The organism is Actinomycetospora soli, from assembly GCF_021026295.1.
Classification (GTDB): Bacteria; Actinomycetota; Actinomycetes; order Mycobacteriales; family Pseudonocardiaceae; genus Actinomycetospora; species Actinomycetospora soli.
This window is the reverse complement of record NZ_JAJNDA010000009.1, coordinates 99686-115651: the sequence shown is the minus strand read 5'-3', so window position 1 is coordinate 115651 and position 15966 is coordinate 99686. Positions and strand designations below refer to the sequence as shown.

The 15966-nt window shown below is 74.7% G+C and carries 15 protein-coding genes; 6 read left to right on the top strand and 9 right to left on the bottom strand.

What is annotated here, in order from left to right:
* Positions 1–54 precede the first annotated feature (54 nt).
* Genes LN037_RS16360 through LN037_RS16350 form a run of 3 tightly spaced genes read left to right on the top strand, consistent with a single transcriptional unit; the run spans position 55 to position 3453 of the window.
* Positions 55–969 (top strand): AurF N-oxygenase family protein, encoded by a 915-nt coding sequence (locus LN037_RS16360; protein WP_230754448.1) that lies wholly within the window; start codon positions 55–57, stop codon positions 967–969.
* 2 nt (positions 970–971) lie between these two features.
* Entirely contained in the window at positions 972–1937 is a 966-nt protein-coding gene (locus LN037_RS16355; protein WP_230754446.1) for an alpha/beta fold hydrolase, read from the top strand.
* The gene (locus LN037_RS16350) at positions 1927–3453 is read left to right on the top strand and encodes a flavin-containing monooxygenase (RefSeq protein ID WP_230754444.1); all 1527 of its coding nucleotides are present in this window, start codon (positions 1927–1929) and stop codon (positions 3451–3453) included. Before LN037_RS16355 ends, LN037_RS16350 begins: the two co-directional genes overlap by 11 nt.
* Before the next feature lie 87 nt (positions 3454–3540).
* Here LN037_RS16350 and LN037_RS16345 read toward each other — a convergent pair whose 3' ends face one another.
* Positions 3541–4422, bottom strand: coding sequence for an acyl-CoA thioesterase (locus LN037_RS16345; RefSeq protein WP_230754442.1), 882 nt, complete (start codon positions 4420–4422; stop codon positions 3541–3543).
* Between the two features lie 37 nt (positions 4423–4459).
* A complete protein-coding gene (locus LN037_RS16340) occupies positions 4460–5074 on the bottom strand; it encodes a hypothetical protein (RefSeq protein ID WP_230754440.1) in 615 nt (204 codons plus the stop codon).
* A gap of 262 nt (positions 5075–5336) precedes the next feature.
* Between LN037_RS16340 and LN037_RS16335 the strand changes: the two genes are divergently transcribed.
* Both LN037_RS16335 and LN037_RS16330 read left to right on the top strand, forming a co-directional pair.
* The gene (locus tag LN037_RS16335) at positions 5337–6824 is read left to right on the top strand and encodes a WS/DGAT/MGAT family O-acyltransferase (protein ID WP_230754438.1); all 1488 of its coding nucleotides are present in this window, start codon (positions 5337–5339) and stop codon (positions 6822–6824) included.
* Positions 6821–7564 (top strand): methyltransferase domain-containing protein, encoded by a 744-nt coding sequence (locus LN037_RS16330; RefSeq protein WP_230754436.1) that lies wholly within the window; start codon positions 6821–6823, stop codon positions 7562–7564. Before LN037_RS16335 ends, LN037_RS16330 begins: the two co-directional genes overlap by 4 nt.
* Before the next feature lie 27 nt (positions 7565–7591).
* On the opposite strand, the gene LN037_RS16325 is transcribed toward LN037_RS16330, so the two are convergent.
* The 7 genes from LN037_RS16325 to LN037_RS16295 form a co-directional block, all read right to left on the bottom strand.
* A complete protein-coding gene (locus tag LN037_RS16325) occupies positions 7592–8245 on the bottom strand; it encodes a phosphatase PAP2 family protein (protein ID WP_230754435.1) in 654 nt (217 codons plus the stop codon).
* A 42-nt stretch (positions 8246–8287) separates the two neighbouring features.
* Positions 8288–8905 (bottom strand): class F sortase, encoded by a 618-nt coding sequence (locus LN037_RS16320; RefSeq protein ID WP_230754433.1) that lies wholly within the window; start codon positions 8903–8905, stop codon positions 8288–8290.
* Positions 8902–9273, bottom strand: a complete 372-nt coding sequence (locus LN037_RS16315) for an excalibur calcium-binding domain-containing protein (RefSeq protein WP_230754431.1) — start codon at positions 9271–9273, stop codon at positions 8902–8904. The genes LN037_RS16320 and LN037_RS16315 overlap by 4 nt, the downstream gene beginning before the upstream one ends.
* The gene (locus LN037_RS33680) at positions 9200–10015 is read right to left on the bottom strand and encodes a hypothetical protein (protein WP_230754429.1); all 816 of its coding nucleotides are present in this window, start codon (positions 10013–10015) and stop codon (positions 9200–9202) included. The genes LN037_RS16315 and LN037_RS33680 overlap by 74 nt, the downstream gene beginning before the upstream one ends.
* 184 nt (positions 10016–10199) lie before the next feature.
* Positions 10200–10676 (bottom strand): hypothetical protein, encoded by a 477-nt coding sequence (locus LN037_RS16305; protein WP_230754428.1) that lies wholly within the window; start codon positions 10674–10676, stop codon positions 10200–10202.
* Positions 10677–10803: 127 nt separating this feature from the next.
* Positions 10804–12861, bottom strand: coding sequence for an ArnT family glycosyltransferase (locus LN037_RS16300; protein WP_230754426.1), 2058 nt, complete (start codon positions 12859–12861; stop codon positions 10804–10806).
* Between the two features lie 93 nt (positions 12862–12954).
* The gene (locus LN037_RS16295) at positions 12955–14208 is read right to left on the bottom strand and encodes a bifunctional glycosyltransferase family 2/GtrA family protein (protein ID WP_230754425.1); all 1254 of its coding nucleotides are present in this window, start codon (positions 14206–14208) and stop codon (positions 12955–12957) included.
* Between the two features lie 226 nt (positions 14209–14434).
* On the opposite strand from LN037_RS16295, the gene LN037_RS16290 reads away from it, so the two are divergent.
* A complete protein-coding gene (locus tag LN037_RS16290) occupies positions 14435–15892 on the top strand; it encodes a S1C family serine protease (RefSeq protein ID WP_230754424.1) in 1458 nt (485 codons plus the stop codon).
* The last annotated feature ends 74 nt before the right edge of the window (positions 15893–15966 follow it).

Genomic DNA, 15966 nt, shown 5'->3' with positions numbered 1-15966 from the left:
CCTCAGCTGCTCCCCCGTACGACGCCTCCGTGAGGCCATCGAGAGGACGACGCCATGTCGGCGCCCGCGACGACCCGCCCCAGCGACCCCGACGGTCAGGCCGTCGCGGCGCGCCTGCTGCGCTCCGCCGCCAAGAAGTCCTACGACCCGGACGTCGACATCGACTGGGACGCGCCGCTGGTCGACGGGAAGATCTGGGTGCCCGAGCACCGCGTGTCGCTCTACGGCACCGAGCTGTGGGAGCGCCTGACCCCGGAGCAGCGCATCGAGCTCGGCAAGCACGAGGCCTGCAGCGTCGCGAGCGTCGGGCTCTGGTTCGAGACCCTGCTGATGCAGCGGCTGCTCAAGGACTTCTACGCCGACGACCCGACCAGCGAGCGCGCCCAGTGGGCCCTCACCGAGGTCGCCGACGAGTGCCGGCACTCCCAGATGTTCGCGCGGCTCGTGCACCGCGCCGGGGTCGAGCCCTACGGCCCGATCCCGTTCGTGCACCAGCTCGGCAAGCTGTTCTCGGTCGTCAACTGGGGCCCGGCCGCGTACGCCTCGATCCTCGTCGCCGAGGAGGTGCTCGACCGCCTGCAGCGCGAGCAGGCGAACGACGACCGCATCCAGCCGCTGATGCGCCAGGTCAACCGCATCCACATCATGGAGGAGGCGCGCCACGTCGCCTTCGCCCGCGACGAGGTCACGCGCGGCCTCGCCGAGCTCTCCCGCGCCGAGCTCGCCTACCAGCGCTTCATGTGCGCCTTCACGTCGTTCTTCGTGGTCCGCAGCCTGATCAACCCGAAGGTCTACGCCGCCGTCGGGATCGACCCCGCCGAGGGCCGCCGCGCCGCGCTGGCCAACCCGCACCACCGCGAGATGATCCGCTTCGGCGGCGAGAAGATCCTCGCGTTCCTGGACGAGGCGGGGATGGTCGCCGGACCGGGTAAGGCCCTGTGGAAGAAGTCCTTCCTGCTGGAGAAGTGATCATGGACGAATCCGTCGGTCCGCTGTCCCTCGCCACCGGGATCACGCTGCGCGTGGCGCGGAGCGGGTCCCGGACGGCCGGTGTGCCCACCCTGGTCCTCGCCCACGGCTGGTCCCAGGATCTCCGGACCTGGGACCGCGTCGTCCGCGACCTGCGCCGCGCGGGCGTGACGAGCGAGATCGTGCGCTACGACCACCGCGGGCACGGCGGGTCGGAGTCCGGCGGCGAGCACGCGTCCACGATCGGCAAGGCCGCCGACGACCTCGCGGCCCTGCTGCGCGACCACGTCGACGGTCCGGTGGTCCTCGCCGGCCACTCCATGGGCGGCATGACGCTCATGGCGCTGGCCGAGCGGCACCCCGACCTGGTGCGCGAGCGGGTGCGCGGCGCCGGCTTCGTCGCGACCGCCAGCGACGACATGGCCGAGCTGACCCTCGGCCTGCCCGGCCGCCGGGGCGCCTTCGTCGCCCACGGGGAGCGCGCCGTGATGCCGTTCCTGGCCTCGTTGGGCAACCGGGCGCCGGTCGCGCGCGCCGATCCCGAGGGCAGCGGCACCCACGCGCGGTCGATCGCCCTCGCGCCGCTCGTGCAGGCCCTCGTGTTCGGCCGCCGGCCCCGCCGCGCGGACGTGCTCAGCGTCGCCGAGCAGACCTTCGCGGCCGACCCGGTCGCCGTCCTCGCCTTCCGCAACTCGATCGGCGAGCACCGGCGGACGTCGTCGTTGGAGTCGCTGCACGGCGTCCCGACGGTGGTCCTCGTGGGCTCGCGGGACCGGCTCTGCCCGGTCGACCACGCGCACACCATCGCCGCCGCCCTGCCCGACGCCGAGCTCGTCGTGCTCCCGGGCGCGGGCCACATGATCACCTTCGAACGGTCGCCGGAGGTGGCCGCGCACCTGCAGGGCCTCCTCGAGGCCGCCGGCGTCCCCGCACCTGCCGTCGAGAAGGAGGCGTCCCTTGTTCAGTGAGGTCGTGATCGTCGGGACCGGGTTCTCCGGGCTCGGGCAGGCGCTCGCGCTGCGCGAGGCGGGGATCACCGACGTCGTGATCCTGGAGAAGGCCGACCGCGGCGTCGGGGGCACGTGGCGGGACAACACCTACCCCGGGTGCGCGTGCGACATCCCGTCGCACATGTACTCGCTCTCGACCGACCCGAACCCGGACTGGTCGCGCTCGTACTCGCCCCAGCCGGAGATCCACGACTACCTCGAGCGGCTCGCCGACCGGCACGACCTGCGTCGGCTCGTCCGGTTCTCCACGGAGATGACCGGCGCGACGTGGGACGAGGAGTCGCGGACCTGGACGGTCCACACGACGACCGGTGAGTACCGCTGCCGCTTCCTGATCTCCGGCGTGGGCGCCCTGCACCTGCCGTCGACGCCGACGCTGCCGGGCGCGGAGCGCTTCCGCGGCGAGACGTTCCACTCGGCGCAGTGGCGCCACGACGTGGACCTGCGCGGCAAGCGCGTGGCGGTCGTCGGGACCGGGGCCAGCGCGATCCAGTTCGTGCCCCGCATCGCCCCGCTCGCCGCGCAGCTCACGCTCTTCCAGCGGACCCCGGCGTGGGTGCTGCCGAAGGGCGACCACCCGATCGGCGAGTGGCGCAAGCGGCTCTTCGAGAAGGCGCCGGTCGTGCAGCGCGCGTACCGGGCCGCGCTCTACGCCGGCCTCGAGTCCCGGGCGTTCGGGTTCATGAGCCGACCGGAGCTGCTGCGCCCCGCCGAGTGGGTGGCGCGCAAGCACATCGAACGCTCGATCTCCGACCCGGACCTCGTCGACCGGCTGACCCCGCGCTACTCGCTGGGCTGCAAGCGGGTGCTCGTGTCGAACGACTACTACCCGGCCCTCGCGCGCCCGAACGTCGACGTGGTGTCGAGCGGGATCGCCGAGGTGACCGAGCACGGCGTGGTCGACCACGACGGCGTCGAGCACCCGGCCGACGTCATCATCTACGGCACCGGCTTCCACGTCACCGACGCCTTCGAAGGCCTGACGTTCACCGGCCGCGGCGGGCGCACCCTGCGCGAGACGTGGGGCGACCTCGGGATGCGGACGCACTACGGGATCACGGTCACCGACTTCCCGAACCTGTTCCTCCTGCTCGGCCCGAACACCGGTCTCGGCCACAACTCCGTCGTGTTCATGATCGAGTGCCAGGCGCGCTACGTCGCCCAGGCGATCTCGGCGGTCCACGGCTACGGCTGCTCGGGCCTCGACGTCCGCTCCGAGGTGATGCAGCGGTCCAACGCCGCCGTCATGGAACGCCTGGAGAAGGGCATCTGGACACGCGGGGGCTGCACGTCGTGGTACCTCGACTCCGCCGGGGTGAACCGGACCATCTGGCCCGGCTTCACCGTGCGGTACTGGGCCGAGACCCGACGCTTCCGACCCGAGGACTTCGAGTTCTTCGGCCGCGCCGCGGACTTCCCGACGACGGGTGCGGCCGGCCCGGATGCCCGCGCGGCGGTCCCGTCCCCGGTCTGAGCACCTCCCGGTGCCGCCCCGCCCGATGGCAGGAAAGCGTCGTTGCTGTCACCGCGTGACAGCAACGACGCTTTCCTGCCACGCGGGTCAGGCCGGGCGGCGACGCCGGATGAGGCCCTCCTGCACGACGCTCGCCACCAGGGTCCCGTCGGCGCGGTAGAGCCGGCCCGACGCGAGGCCGCGCCCGCCGCCCGCGTTCGGTGACTCCTGCACGTAGAGCAGCCAGTCGTCGGCGCGGAACGGCCGGTGGAACCAGACGGCGTGGTCGAGGCTCGCGAGGCTGACGTCGCGGGCCGCGGCGCCGCCCTGCACGTGCGGGAAGACGGCCGCCTCGAGCAGGGTAAGGTCGCTGGCGTAGGTCAGCACGCAGACGTGCAGCAGCCGCCCGCCCGGGGCGGACGGGTCGGGCAGGTCGCCGTCCGCGCGGATCCAGACCCGGTTGCGGGGCGGACGGTCGGCGGTGTCGTCCCACGGCGCGTGATCGACGTAGCGGACGTCGAGCGGCCAGGTCAGCGCCTTGCCCGTCGTCGTCCAGGCGGGGCGGTCGGCAGGGACCGGCGGCATGTCCCGGCGCGCGAGCCCGTCCGGGCCGGGGGTCTCCGGCATCGGCGCCTGGTGCTCCACGCCCTCCTCCGGGCGCTGGAACGACGCCGACATCGTGAAGATCGTCTCGCCGTGCTGCACCGCGGTGACCCGGCGCGTGGTGAACGACCGGCCGTCGCGGGCCCGGTCGACCTCGTAGACGATCGGGGCGAACGGGTCGCCCGGGCGCAGGAAGTAGCCGTGCAGGGAGTGGACGGCGCGGTCGTCGTCGACCGTGCGCCCGGCGGCCACCATCGCCTGGGCGGCGACCTGGCCGCCGAAGACACGCAGCAACGACTCCTGCGGGCTGCGGCCGCGGAAGATGTCGCGCTCGATGTCCTCGAGGTCCAGGACGTCACCGACGAGTTCGTCGAGGGCCTTGCTCATGGACCGGCATCCTTCCGCAGGCCGGTCCGCCGGTCGATCACCCGCCGAAGGAGAGCACCGAGACCTTCGCGACGCCGAGGTCGAGTCCGAGCAGCGCCCCGCCCGAGGAGCGCTGCGACCCGCCGTCGTCCTCGGCCGCCTGCGGCTGGGACGCGACCTGCTCCTGCGGGGCGGACCGCTGCGGCGCGGCGGCGGCCGTCCGCGCCTGCGGGGCGTCGCCGCCGGAGAACGTCATCATCGACGGTGCAGGCGCGGCGGCCGGGGCCGCGATCGGGAGCGTCTCGGCCTGCGCGGTGGGCGCCGCCGACGCGCCGGTCGCCCGACCGCCCGCGATCTTCGTCGTGGTCGTGTCGGCGCGCGTCGCGGGCGAGGACGACGCGTCGGCGGTCGGGGCCGACGCCGGGGTCTCGTCACCGGGCGCGGAGAGCAGGTCGAGCGTCGTGGGCGGCGGCGTGGCCGCCAGGCCGTAGCTCTGCAGCGGGGCCGCCGACGGCGCCGCCGCGCTCGCGGGGACGTCCTGCTGGTCGGAGAGGGGCGTGACGCCCAGCACCGAGTGCGCACCGAACGCGACCGCGGCCGCGACGGGGACACCGACGACCACGCCCTTCGAACGCAGGGGGTGCACACGCATGGCGTGGCGCGGGCGAGCCATGGGGTTCCTCTCCGAAGCGGATGTCGTCCTCCGGGCCCGCCGCCGTCCCCCGACGTACGGCGGCATGACCACTCAGAGCCCCTAACGCGCCCGGCGCGCCACCGTTACGGGCGACGTCGCGACTTTCTGGATCCGCCGACCCGGTGACACCGTGCGTCACCGCATCTCGCTCTCCGTGGTCAGGACTCGGCCGACTGGCCGCCGTCCCCGCCACCGACCAGACTCCTGCCCACAGGGCGTCGGGGCCGGTGGGAGGAGACGCGTGCAGCAGTTGTCGGGTCTGGACGCGGTGTTCCTCGCCGCCGAGGACGACCACCAGTTCACCCACGTCAGCCAACTCGTGGTGCTCGACAAGCCGGACCCGGACTACGAGCCCTTCACGGCCTGGCGCCGCCAGCTCGCCGACCGCCTGCACCTGCTCGAACCGCTCCGGCGGCGGCTGGTGGAGGTGCCGCTCGGACTGGACCACCCGTACTGGATCGCCGACCCCGACTTCGACCTGGACTTCCACGTCCGGCACTCGGCGGTGCCGCCGCCCGGCACGGACGAGCAGCTCGACGAGCTCGTCGGGCGACTCATCGCCGGTCCGATGGACCGCGAGCACCCGCTGTGGGTCTCGCACGTCATCGAGGGGCTCGCGCCCACCGAGGAGTCCCCGCACGGCCGGTTCGCGCTGCTGACGATGGTCCACCACGCGGCGGTCGACGGGGCCTCCGGCGCGGAGCTGCTCACGCTCATGCTCGACGACGCCCCGGACGCGGAGCGGCCGTCCGACGCCGGACGGTGGAGCCCGGAGGACCCGCCGTCGTTCCCGGGGCTGCTCGGGCGCGCCGCCTGGCACGGCCTCCAGCGCCCCGGCCGGGCGCTGCTGCTCGCCGCGCAGGCCGGGCAGCAGGTCGCGACCGCGACGCGCCATCCCGCCGTCATCGACCTCGCCGACCGGGTCCGGCGCAGCCTGCGCGGACAGCTCGGCGCGGTGCTCAACGTCGGGCGCGCACGCGACGGCGACGCCGAGTCGCCCCGACTGCCCGCGACCCCCGCCCCGGCGACGCCGTTCAACGCCCCGGTCAGCCGCTACCGCCGGTTCGCCCGGCGTTCGGTGCCCCTCGACGAGGTGAAGGCCGCCGGGAAGGCGCACGACGCCACCGTGAACGACGTCGTGGTCGCCGCCTGCGCGGGCGCGCTGCGCACCTACCTGCTCGAGCACGACGCGCTGCCCGACGCCCCGCTCTCGGCGATGATCCCGGTCTCGCTGCGCACCGGCGGGGAGCCGGACAGGTGGACGAACCGGGTGTCGGCCACCGTCGCGTCCCTGCCGACCGACGTCGCCGATCGCGACGAGCGCCTCGCCGCGTCGCACCGCGCCCTGCAGACCGCGAAGGCGGTGTTCCGGGCGACGCCCGGCGCACTCGCCCCGGAGGGCGCGAGCCTGGGCGTCCCGGCGCTGACCACGCTGATCAGCCGGGTCACGACGCGGACGGCGGCCCGCGGCCTCGTCCCGTTCAACGTGATCGTCTCGAACGTGCCCGGCCCGCAGGAGCCGCTGTACATGTCCGGGGCGCGGGCGCGGCACTACTACCCGGTGAGCGCGGTCGCCGACGGCCAGGGCCTGAACATCACGGTGCAGAGCTACGACGGGTCGGTCGACATCGGCCTCGTGTCCTGCGCCCGCCTCGTGCCGGACCTGCGCCGCCTGGTCGACCTCATCGCCGAGGAGTTCCACGCCCTGCACTCCCCGGACGGGTCGTGACCGCGCGGGACCGGCAGCTGGCCCTGCTCGACGACGTCCCCGCCGACACGAGCGGTCCGTGGCTCGACCTCGTGCACGGCCGGCCCGGCTCGCGCGGTCGCATCCAGGACGCGTGGGAGTCGACGTCGGGTGCGAGCGGCTACGACGGGCTGCTCGCGGTGGGCGACCGGGTGGAGGCCTACGTCCCCGGCCTGGTCGGCGGCGGCAACCTGCGCGCCTTCTACCGGGTCGACGAGCGCCTCGGCCTCGTCGGCGGCGAGACGGTGCTCGACCTGGCCTGCGGCCCGGGCACCCTCACCCGCCGGCTCGCCCGGGCGGTCGGGCGCCGGGGCCTGGTGCTCGCGGCGGACCTCTCCGAGTCGATGCTCGCGCGCGCCGCCCGGTCGACCGCCTTCGCGCAGGTCGACTTCGCCCGCGTCGACGCCATGGCGCTGCCGTACCGCGACGCCGCGGTGGACGCCGTGTCCTGCTCGCTGTGCCTGCACCTGGTCCCCGACCTGCCCACCGCGCTCGGGGAGATCACCCGGGTCCTGCGGCCCGCGGGGACCGCGGCCTTCGCGGTGCCGGCCCACGCGCCGGGCCTGCTGCGACCGTTGAGCGAGCTGTTCGCCCGGGTCGGCCAGGCGCGGTTCTTCGGGCCGGGCGAGCTCTCGGGCGCGCTGCGCGACCTCGGGTGGTCGGACGTCTCCGAGCGTTCCCTGGGCGGCATCCGGGTCGTGGACGCGAGCGCGCCGGTCTGAGGGTCCCGCCCACGCGGCAGGACGGCGTCAGGAGGTCAGGGCCCGCCGCAGTCCGTCCAGCACGAGCAGCCCGCCCCCGACCGCCGCGATCACCCCGTAGGCGGCGAGCACGTCCCCGGGCCGGTGCCAGCCCGCGGCGACCACCGCGACCGACGCCCCGGCGATCACGACGAGGCCCGCGGCCGCGGCCACGTAGCGCAGCGCGGCGGGCAGCACGAGCACGGTCGCGACGACGAGCGCGCTGATCACGGTCACGTGCCCGCTCGGCAGCGAGTTCTCGCCCGCGCCCTCGCGGGGCAGCACCGCCTTGAGGCCCTGCGTGATCGCCTGGCTCACGAGCACCAGCGTGATGCCCGCGGCGACCGCACCGACCCGTCGTCGGGACAGCCCGATCACCGCGATCGCGAGCAGGGCCAGCCCGACCGAGGCCACGCTGACCACCCGCAACAGGTCCAGGACGTCGCCGCGCACCCCGGAGAACACGTCCTCGACGGCGACCATCACCGTGTGGTCGAGGCGTCGACCGGAGGCGGAGTCGACCAGCAGCAGCCAGCTCGCCGCCGTGACGACCGTCCCGAGCACCGCGAGCACGAGCCCGCCGACCACGCGCGCGGCCCACCCCCCGCCGGGCCGGACGACCGGATGCAGCGGGACGGTGGGCCGCGTCGCGAGGGTGGTCATGCGTCCAGGGTCCCCGCCGGACCTGAGGATGACGTGAGAGAGCTACCGCCAGGCGCGCTCGGCGTGCCCGAAGACGATGACGTTGTCCTCGTAGCTGCGCCGGGAGGCGTCGAAGTCCCCGCCGCAGGTGATCAGCCGGATCTGGGCGTCCCCGGTCGGGCCGTAGACCTGGGCGGTGGGGAAGGCCTGCTTCGATGCCTGCTCCACCCGGTCGACGACGAACACCACGGCGGACCCGTCCGCCCGGTGCACCAGGATCTCGTCGCCGGCGGTGAGCGCGTCGAGGTGCGCGAACCCGCCCTCGACGCCCTTGTAGTTCACGTGCGAGGCGAAGACCGCGGGCCCGTTCGTCCCGGGGGCGGCGCCGCGGGAGAACCAGCCCACCGTCGCGGCGTCCGTGGGGACCTGCAGCGACAGGTCCTCGTTGTAGCCGAGCTTCATCACCGAGTCCCGGGTCACCCCGATCGCCGGGATCTCGATCCCGACCGGCGCGGACGCCGCCAGCGGCAGCGCCTCGGTCGCCGCCCCGGCCGGCACCGAGACCGTAGACGTGCCGGTGCGCGCCGAGCTCGGACCGACGTTCATGAGGACCGTCAGGGCGATCACGGCGGCGAGCGCCGCGAGGGCCCAGACCAGGAGGGGCGAGCGGGTGCGCGTCACACCAGCTCCTCGTGCTCGTCCTCGTCCCGACGGCGGGTGGCGCCGGTCAGGCTCGCGACGCCGAGACCCGCGAGGGCGGCCGCACCGCCGGACGCACCGCCCGGGAGGGAGTCGCCGGTCGCGACGCCGCCCTGGGGGTAGCCGTCGTAGTCCGCGACGACGGTCCGGTAGCCGTCCGGGTTGTCCTCGCACGCGACGCCGTCGTTGTCGCCGTCGAGGTTGTTCGGGTCGGAGCGGTCGGCCTCGTAGACGGCCTGCGCGGCGTCCTGGGTGTCGAAGTCACCGCAGTCGAGGTCACGCGAGTACCAGGCACCCCGGTGGTGATGGTGGTGCGTGTCCTTGAGGTGGTGGCAGAGCCGGTCGACCACGACGACGAGGTCCGGGAGGCTGCCGTAGCCGGTCGACGGGTCGAACGAGCCCGGCAGGGCGCCGCAGAACGAGGCGAACTGCTGGCCGACCGCGCCCTTGATCGCGTCGTCGACGGTGACCTTGCTGGCCAGGAACAGACAGGCGTCCCGCGGGCTCGAGAAGGAGCCGGACGAGGGGGAACTCCGGGATCTCGAGATCGCCGAGGTCGAGGTTGCCGGTCGGCAGGTCCTCGAGGGCGTCGGCGATGGGCAGGCCCGACACGAGGTCGAGCCCGGTGAGGTTCCGCAGGGAGTCGGTGACCTCCGCGGGGCTCACGGCCGAGGCGGCGACCTGCTGCGCCGCGACCGCGTCGGCCGCGTCCTTCGCGGCGGCGTCGTCGGCGGCCTGCTCCTGGGCCTCTGCGTTCTCCGTGGCGTCGGCGCTCTCCGGCGTCGTCGTCGTGCTGGTGTCCGGGACATCGGAGGTCGGCGAGTCGGGCGTTGCCGGGACGGACGGCAGGGTCGACGGCGTCAGCTCGACCGTCGCGTCGCTCGGGGTGCCGGTGGTGGAGCTGCCGCCGTCGCCCGTGGAGTCGGGTGCGGAGGCGGGGGTGCAGGTCGTTCCGTCCCACGTACCGTTCTCGGCGACGCACGCCGCCTGCGTGGTCGCCTGCGCGAACGCCACGCCCGGCGCGATCACCGCCGCGCCGACCAGACCCGCCATCAGGACCGCGGCGGCGCGGGTCCCCCTGCCAACCCTCACGTGCTCTCCTCGACTCGCCGACCCGCGTCGTCGCAGGTCCGTTCGAGGGGCGCATCGCCCGGAGATCCCGTTGGCGTTACATCGTCCGGATCCGGACGCCGACGCCGGCCACCTGCTGCCGGGCAGAAGTCAGTGGCACCGCGGGCCCGTCAGGGCGCTCCGTGCCACTGACATCGTGCGGGCCTCAGCCCCGCACCGGCGACCGCCCACGGCGCCGCCGCGCCACCATGTGGCCCGCCACGAGCCGGGCCGGGCTCTCCCGCAGGCAGATCGAGACGCCGGCGTCGAGCATCGTCACGATCCGCTCGGTCGGGGCCTGGCGGGCGAGGAGCACGACCACCTCGGCACCGGGCTGGCGCTCGATCACGTCGACCACGACGGCGGGGTCGGGCTCGACGAGCACGACGAAGTCGACGCAGGGGTGGTGCGAGGGACGCTCGGTGGCGACGACCCGCCAGCTCGCCGGGGCCACCTCGCCGAGCAGCCGGGCCGTCGAGCGGGACGCGACGACCTCGACCGTCGCGGGGGCATCGTCGTCGAGCCGGGGGTCGGGGGCCGGCGACACCGGGAGCGGTGCGCCGGGATGCGGCTCCCGCACGACCGGCTCCGGCGTCCGCGGGTGGGGAACGGCGTGCCGCCCGGACCGCAGCGAGAACCTCATGGCAGCGATGCTGCGCCGCGGACCTGGACGCAGCCTGAGCGCCGTCTGTGGGATCCGCGCCGGACACGCCGACGCGACGGTGTCCCGGGGGGCAGGACACCGCCGCGTCGACCCGCTCCGCACGCCCTCAGGCGAGCGGACGGCCCAGGTCGTAGACGGTCCTCCCGCCCACGTCGATCCTCGTGAAGTGGGTCGTGACCCACGTGGCGATCTCACCGCTCGTACCGCGGCCGCCGCCGAACCCACCGCGGTCGGCGCGGTCCGTGCCGGAACCGGCCCCACCCGGCGTCGCGAAACCACCCGGTCCCCCGCCGCCGGGGCCTCCGCCCTGGACGAAGTACCGGACCTGGCCGGTCGCGACGTCCTCCTGGAACTGGGCGAGCGTGGGCGCCGGGTCGCTCCCGCTGAAGCCGCCGAGGGCCATCACCGGCACGCCCGCGGCGAGCTGGATCGAGGCCTGGCTCATGGCGCCCGTGGTCGCGGCCGCCCACCGGGTGCCGGCGCCCTGCAGCAGCGCGACGAGCTGCGGCGAGGCCTGTTCGCCCTCCGGGCCACCGCGCTGACCACCGGGACGTCGGTCGTCACCGCGTCGCATCCCGCCGGGTCCGCCCATCCCGGAGTTCGCCCCGGCGGAGACGATCGAGCCCTGGTGCGGCGTCGCGGCGGTCACCGCGGCGAAGGCGGTCGAGGCGCCGACCGTCCCGATCAGCGCGAGCACGGCGACCGCCACCGCGCCGACGCGCCGTCCGGTCAGCCGCGGCAGCAGCAGCCCGACCGCGCCGAGGACCCCGGCGACCACGACGACCCAGCGCAGCCAGGACAGCGCGTCCGCCTGGGTCAGGACGACGGCGCTCCACACCGCGGTCCCGAGCACGACGACCGCGAGCACGATCCGGGCCCCGAGCGACGCCCGGGCGCGCCACAGGACCGACGCGCCGGCGGCGGCCGTGACGGCGACGCCGGGGGCGAGCGCAACCGTGTAGTAGGGGTGGATGATCCCGCTCATCGCGGAGAAGACGACGGTGTGGACGAGCATCCACGCGCCGCCGAGGAGCAGCAGCCCGCGGGTCCGGTCGGTCCGCGGCGCGCGGCGGGTGAACCACAGACCGGCCACGAGCAGCACGAACCCGGCCGGCAGCAGCCAGGACGCGTTGCCGGAGAACTCCGCGGTGAGCATCCGCCAGGGGCTCGGCGACCCGCCGAACCCGCCGCCGCCGGGGCCTCCGCCGGGCGGCATCCCGCCCCCCGGCATCCCACCCGGCATCCCACCCGGCATCCCGCCCGGCCCGGCCCCGGCACCGCCACCGCCACCGCCACCGCGCTCGTTGCCGAGGATGCGACCCAAGCCGTTGTAACCGAGGGCGAGCTCGAGCAGGGAGTTGTCCGTCGACCCGCCGATGTAGGGCCGGTCGGCCGCGGGCCACAGCTCGACGAGCGCGACGTACCAGCCGGCGGAGACGACGACCGCGACCCCCGCGGCCAGCAGGTCACCGATCCGCCGTCGCAGCGTGGTGGGCGCGACGACCGCGTACACGAGGGCGAGACCGGGGACGACGAGCATGACCTGCAGCTGCTTCGTCAGGAACCCGAGCCCGACCAGCGCGCCCGCCGCGACGAGCCACCAGGTACCCGCCCGGGTGCCGGCCGCGTCGACCGCCCGCACCGTCACGGCCGCGGCGGCGACCATGCAGAGCACGAGCATCGCGTCGGGATTGTCGAACCGGAACATGAGCGCGGCGACCGGCATGAAGGCCAGCAGCGCAGCCGCGGCGAGGGCCGTCCGGGGCCCCGACCAGCGTCGACACGTCACGTACACCAACGCGACCGACGCGACGCCCATCAGCGCCTGCGGCACGAGCAGCGACCACGACGAGAACCCGAAGATCCGCCCCGACAGCGCCATGACCCACAACGAGGCCGGGGGCTTGTCGACGGTGATGAGGCCCGGGGCGTCCAGCGCGCCGAACAGCCAGGCCTTCCACGACTGCGTCCCGGCCTGCACGGCGGCCGCGTAGAACGAGTTGGCGTAGCCGGAGGCGCCGAGGTTCCACAGGTAGGTCACCGCGGTGGCGGCGAGCAGGACCCAGAAGGTGGGCCGGACCCAGCGCGGATCGGCCGGGGTGTTCCCGACGACGGGTGGTTCGGGCGGGGCGGTCGACGCGGGCGCGTCGGCGACGGTGCTCATGGCGGGGTGCGGGCTCCTGGCGAGCGGATCGACGGTGTGGATTTCCTGGCGTTCAGTGCACGCGGTGACGCATTGCTTGCACCGGGAGGGGCGTCAGGCGGACTGGCGGCGCGGGTGGAACACCCAGGCGCGGTAGGCGACGAAGCGGAGCAGGGTCGCGACGAGGTTCGCGATGACGAGGGTGAGCAGCTCCACGGCGTGCGAGGCGCCGGGGGCGAGGACGTCGAGCAGGGCGAGCGAGCCCGACGTCAGGACGAGGCCGAGCCCGAAGACGACGAGTCCCTCGACCTGGCTGCGGGTCGCGTGGCGGCGCCCGCGGATGCCGAAGGTGAGCCGGCGGTTCGCGGCGGTGTTGCCGACCGCGGTGATCACGAGCGCGAGCAGGTTCGACACCTGCGCGGGCAGGGTGGTGCGGAACAGCGAGTAGAGCAGCAGGAACGCGAGGGTCGAGACGACGCCGATCGCGGCGAAGCGCACGATCTGGGCGGTGGTCCCGGGGGCGACGCCCGCGGTCTCGTCGGCTCGGCCCAACGGTTCCCGGCCGAACTCCTGCCGCAGCTGCGCGACCGGCAGCGCACCCGTCGCGAGCGCCCTCCCCACCCGGGCGACGCCCTTGAGGTCCGCGACGGCGGTGGCCACGACGTCGACGCGGGAGTCGGGGTCGTCGACCCAGTCCACCGGCACCTCGTGGATGCGCAGCCCGGAGCGCTCGGCGAGCACGAGCAGTTCGGTGTCGAAGAACCAGCCGGTGTCCTCGACGAGCGGGAGCAGCCGCTGCGCCACGTCGCGCCGGATCGCCTTGAACCCGCACTGCGCGTCGGAGAACCGGGCGCGCAGCGTGCCGCGCAGGAGCACGTTGTAGCAGCGGGAGATGATCTCGCGCTTCGCGCCGCGGACCACGCGCGAGGCGCGGGACAGGCGCGAGCCGATCGCCAGGTCGGAGTGCCCGGAGATCAGCGGGGCGACCAGCGGGAGGAGCGCGGCGAGGTCGGTCGACAGGTCGACGTCCATGTAGGCCAGCACCGGCGCGTCGGAGGCCGACCACACCGCGCGCAGCGCCCGCCCGCGGCCCTTCTCGTCGAGGTGGACGATCCGGACCTCGTCGTACTGCGCGGCGAGGTCCTTCCCGACGACGAGGGTGCGGTCGGTCGAGGCGTTGTCCGCCACGGTGATGCGGAACCGGTAGGGGAAGGCGGCCGCGAGGTGGGCGTGCAGCCGTTCGACGCAGGGGCCGAGGTCGCGCTCCTCGTTGTGGACGGGCACGACGACGTCGAGCACCGGGGTGTCGGGGGCGGCCTCGACGGCCGGGCGGGGCAGGGCCCGGGCAGCTGCGAGCGTTGCGGTCATGTCCCCACCGTCGGAGTCGGACGTGGACGATCGGTGGGCCTCGCCTGTGATCGCCCTGTGCATGCCGATCAGCGTCGACAGCGGGCATGTCCGCGGGCTGGAGGAGACCTGTGTGCGAGCTGTGGGCCCCGGTGTCCGGTTCCACGCGGAGGTGATGTCCGTCTCTCAGGAACTTTGCAGACTCGTCCACAGTGACTCCACAGCCGACGCGGGAAACCTCGCTTCCATGACCGACCAGGACCCGTTCGCCCGGCCCCCGCAGTCCGGCGAACCCGCCCACTCCGCCGGCCCTGTCCCGCGTGACGGGTCCGCTGCCGGCGGCGTGCGCTACGAGGACCCCGCCCAGGGCGGCACCGCGACGATGCCGCGCGCCGACCAGCCGTCCGGCTCGTGGAACCAGCCGACGGGCCAGCACTGGCAGCCCGGCCCGCCGTCGGGAACGCCGGGGACGCCCGCCGGCCCGCCGCCGCCGACCACTCGGGAGCCGTCCTACGGCGGCGGGGACGGCGGGGGTGGCCGGAAGCGGCGCAGCCCCCTCGTGCTGGTCTCGGCCGCTCTCGCCGCCCTGCTCGTGGCGGGCGGGATCGGCGGGGTCGTCGGCTACGAGGCCGCGTCCTCGGCCGGCGGCTCCTCGGTGCTCTCCGGCACCACGGAGTCCTCCTCGTCCGCCGCCCCCGCGGCCGCGGGCTCCGTCGAGGCGGTGGCGCAGAAGGTGCTGCCGAGCGTCGTGCAGCTGCGGGGCGCCTCGGGTGAGGGCTCCGGGATCGTCATCTCCGCCGACGGCCTCATCCTCACCAACGCCCACGTGCTCGAGGCCGGCCGGCCCCAGCAGCAGTCCTCGGGCGGCCTCGGCGGGCTCGGCGGCCTGCTCGGCGGTGGTCAGCAGCAGCAACAGCAGGCCGCGCCCCAGCTGGAGGCGGTGTTCCAGAACGGGCAGACCGCGCAGGTCCAGGTGGTCGGCACGGCCGTGAGCGCCGACCTCGCCGTGGTGCGCGCCGTCGGCGTCTCCGGCCTCACGCCCGTCGAGCTGGGCGACTCGTCGCAGCTGCAGGTCGGGCAGGGCGTGGTCGCGGTCGGGTCGCCGCTCGGCCTCTCGGGCACCGTCACCAGCGGCATCGTCTCCGCGCTCAACCGCCCGGTCGTGGCGGGCGGCGAGGGCTCCGGCCAGGCGACCGTCACCGACGCCATCCAGACCGACGCCGCGATCAACCCCGGCAACTCCGGCGGCGCGCTCGTCGACATGAACGGTCGCGTCGTGGGCATCACGAGCTCGATCGCGACGCTCGGCGGCTCCTCCTCCGGCCAGCAGGGCGGCTCGATCGGCCTCGGCTTCGCGATCCCGATCAACCAGGCCAAGCGCATCGGCGACCAGCTCGCGCAGCAGGGCTTCGCCACGCAGGCGGTCCTCGGCGTCCAGGTCGCGTCGGGTCAGCAGGGGGCGGACGCGAACGGTGCGACGATCGCCGCCGTCACCCCCGGCGGTCCGGCCGCCGGCGCCGGGCTCGCGCAGGGCGACGTGGTGACGAAGGTGAACGACCGCGTCATCGACGACGGTGACGCCCTCGTCGCCGCCGTCCGCGCCCAGAACCCGGGCGCGCAGGTGACGCTGACCGTGCAGTCGGGCAACGCCGCGCCCCGCCAGGTCCAGGTCACCCTCGGCACGGAGCGGGCGCCCTCGAGCTGAGCCGGGTCCGACCCACGAACGGGCCGTCCGTCACGATCGACCGTGACGGGCGGCCCGTTCGTCGTCGGGCGAGG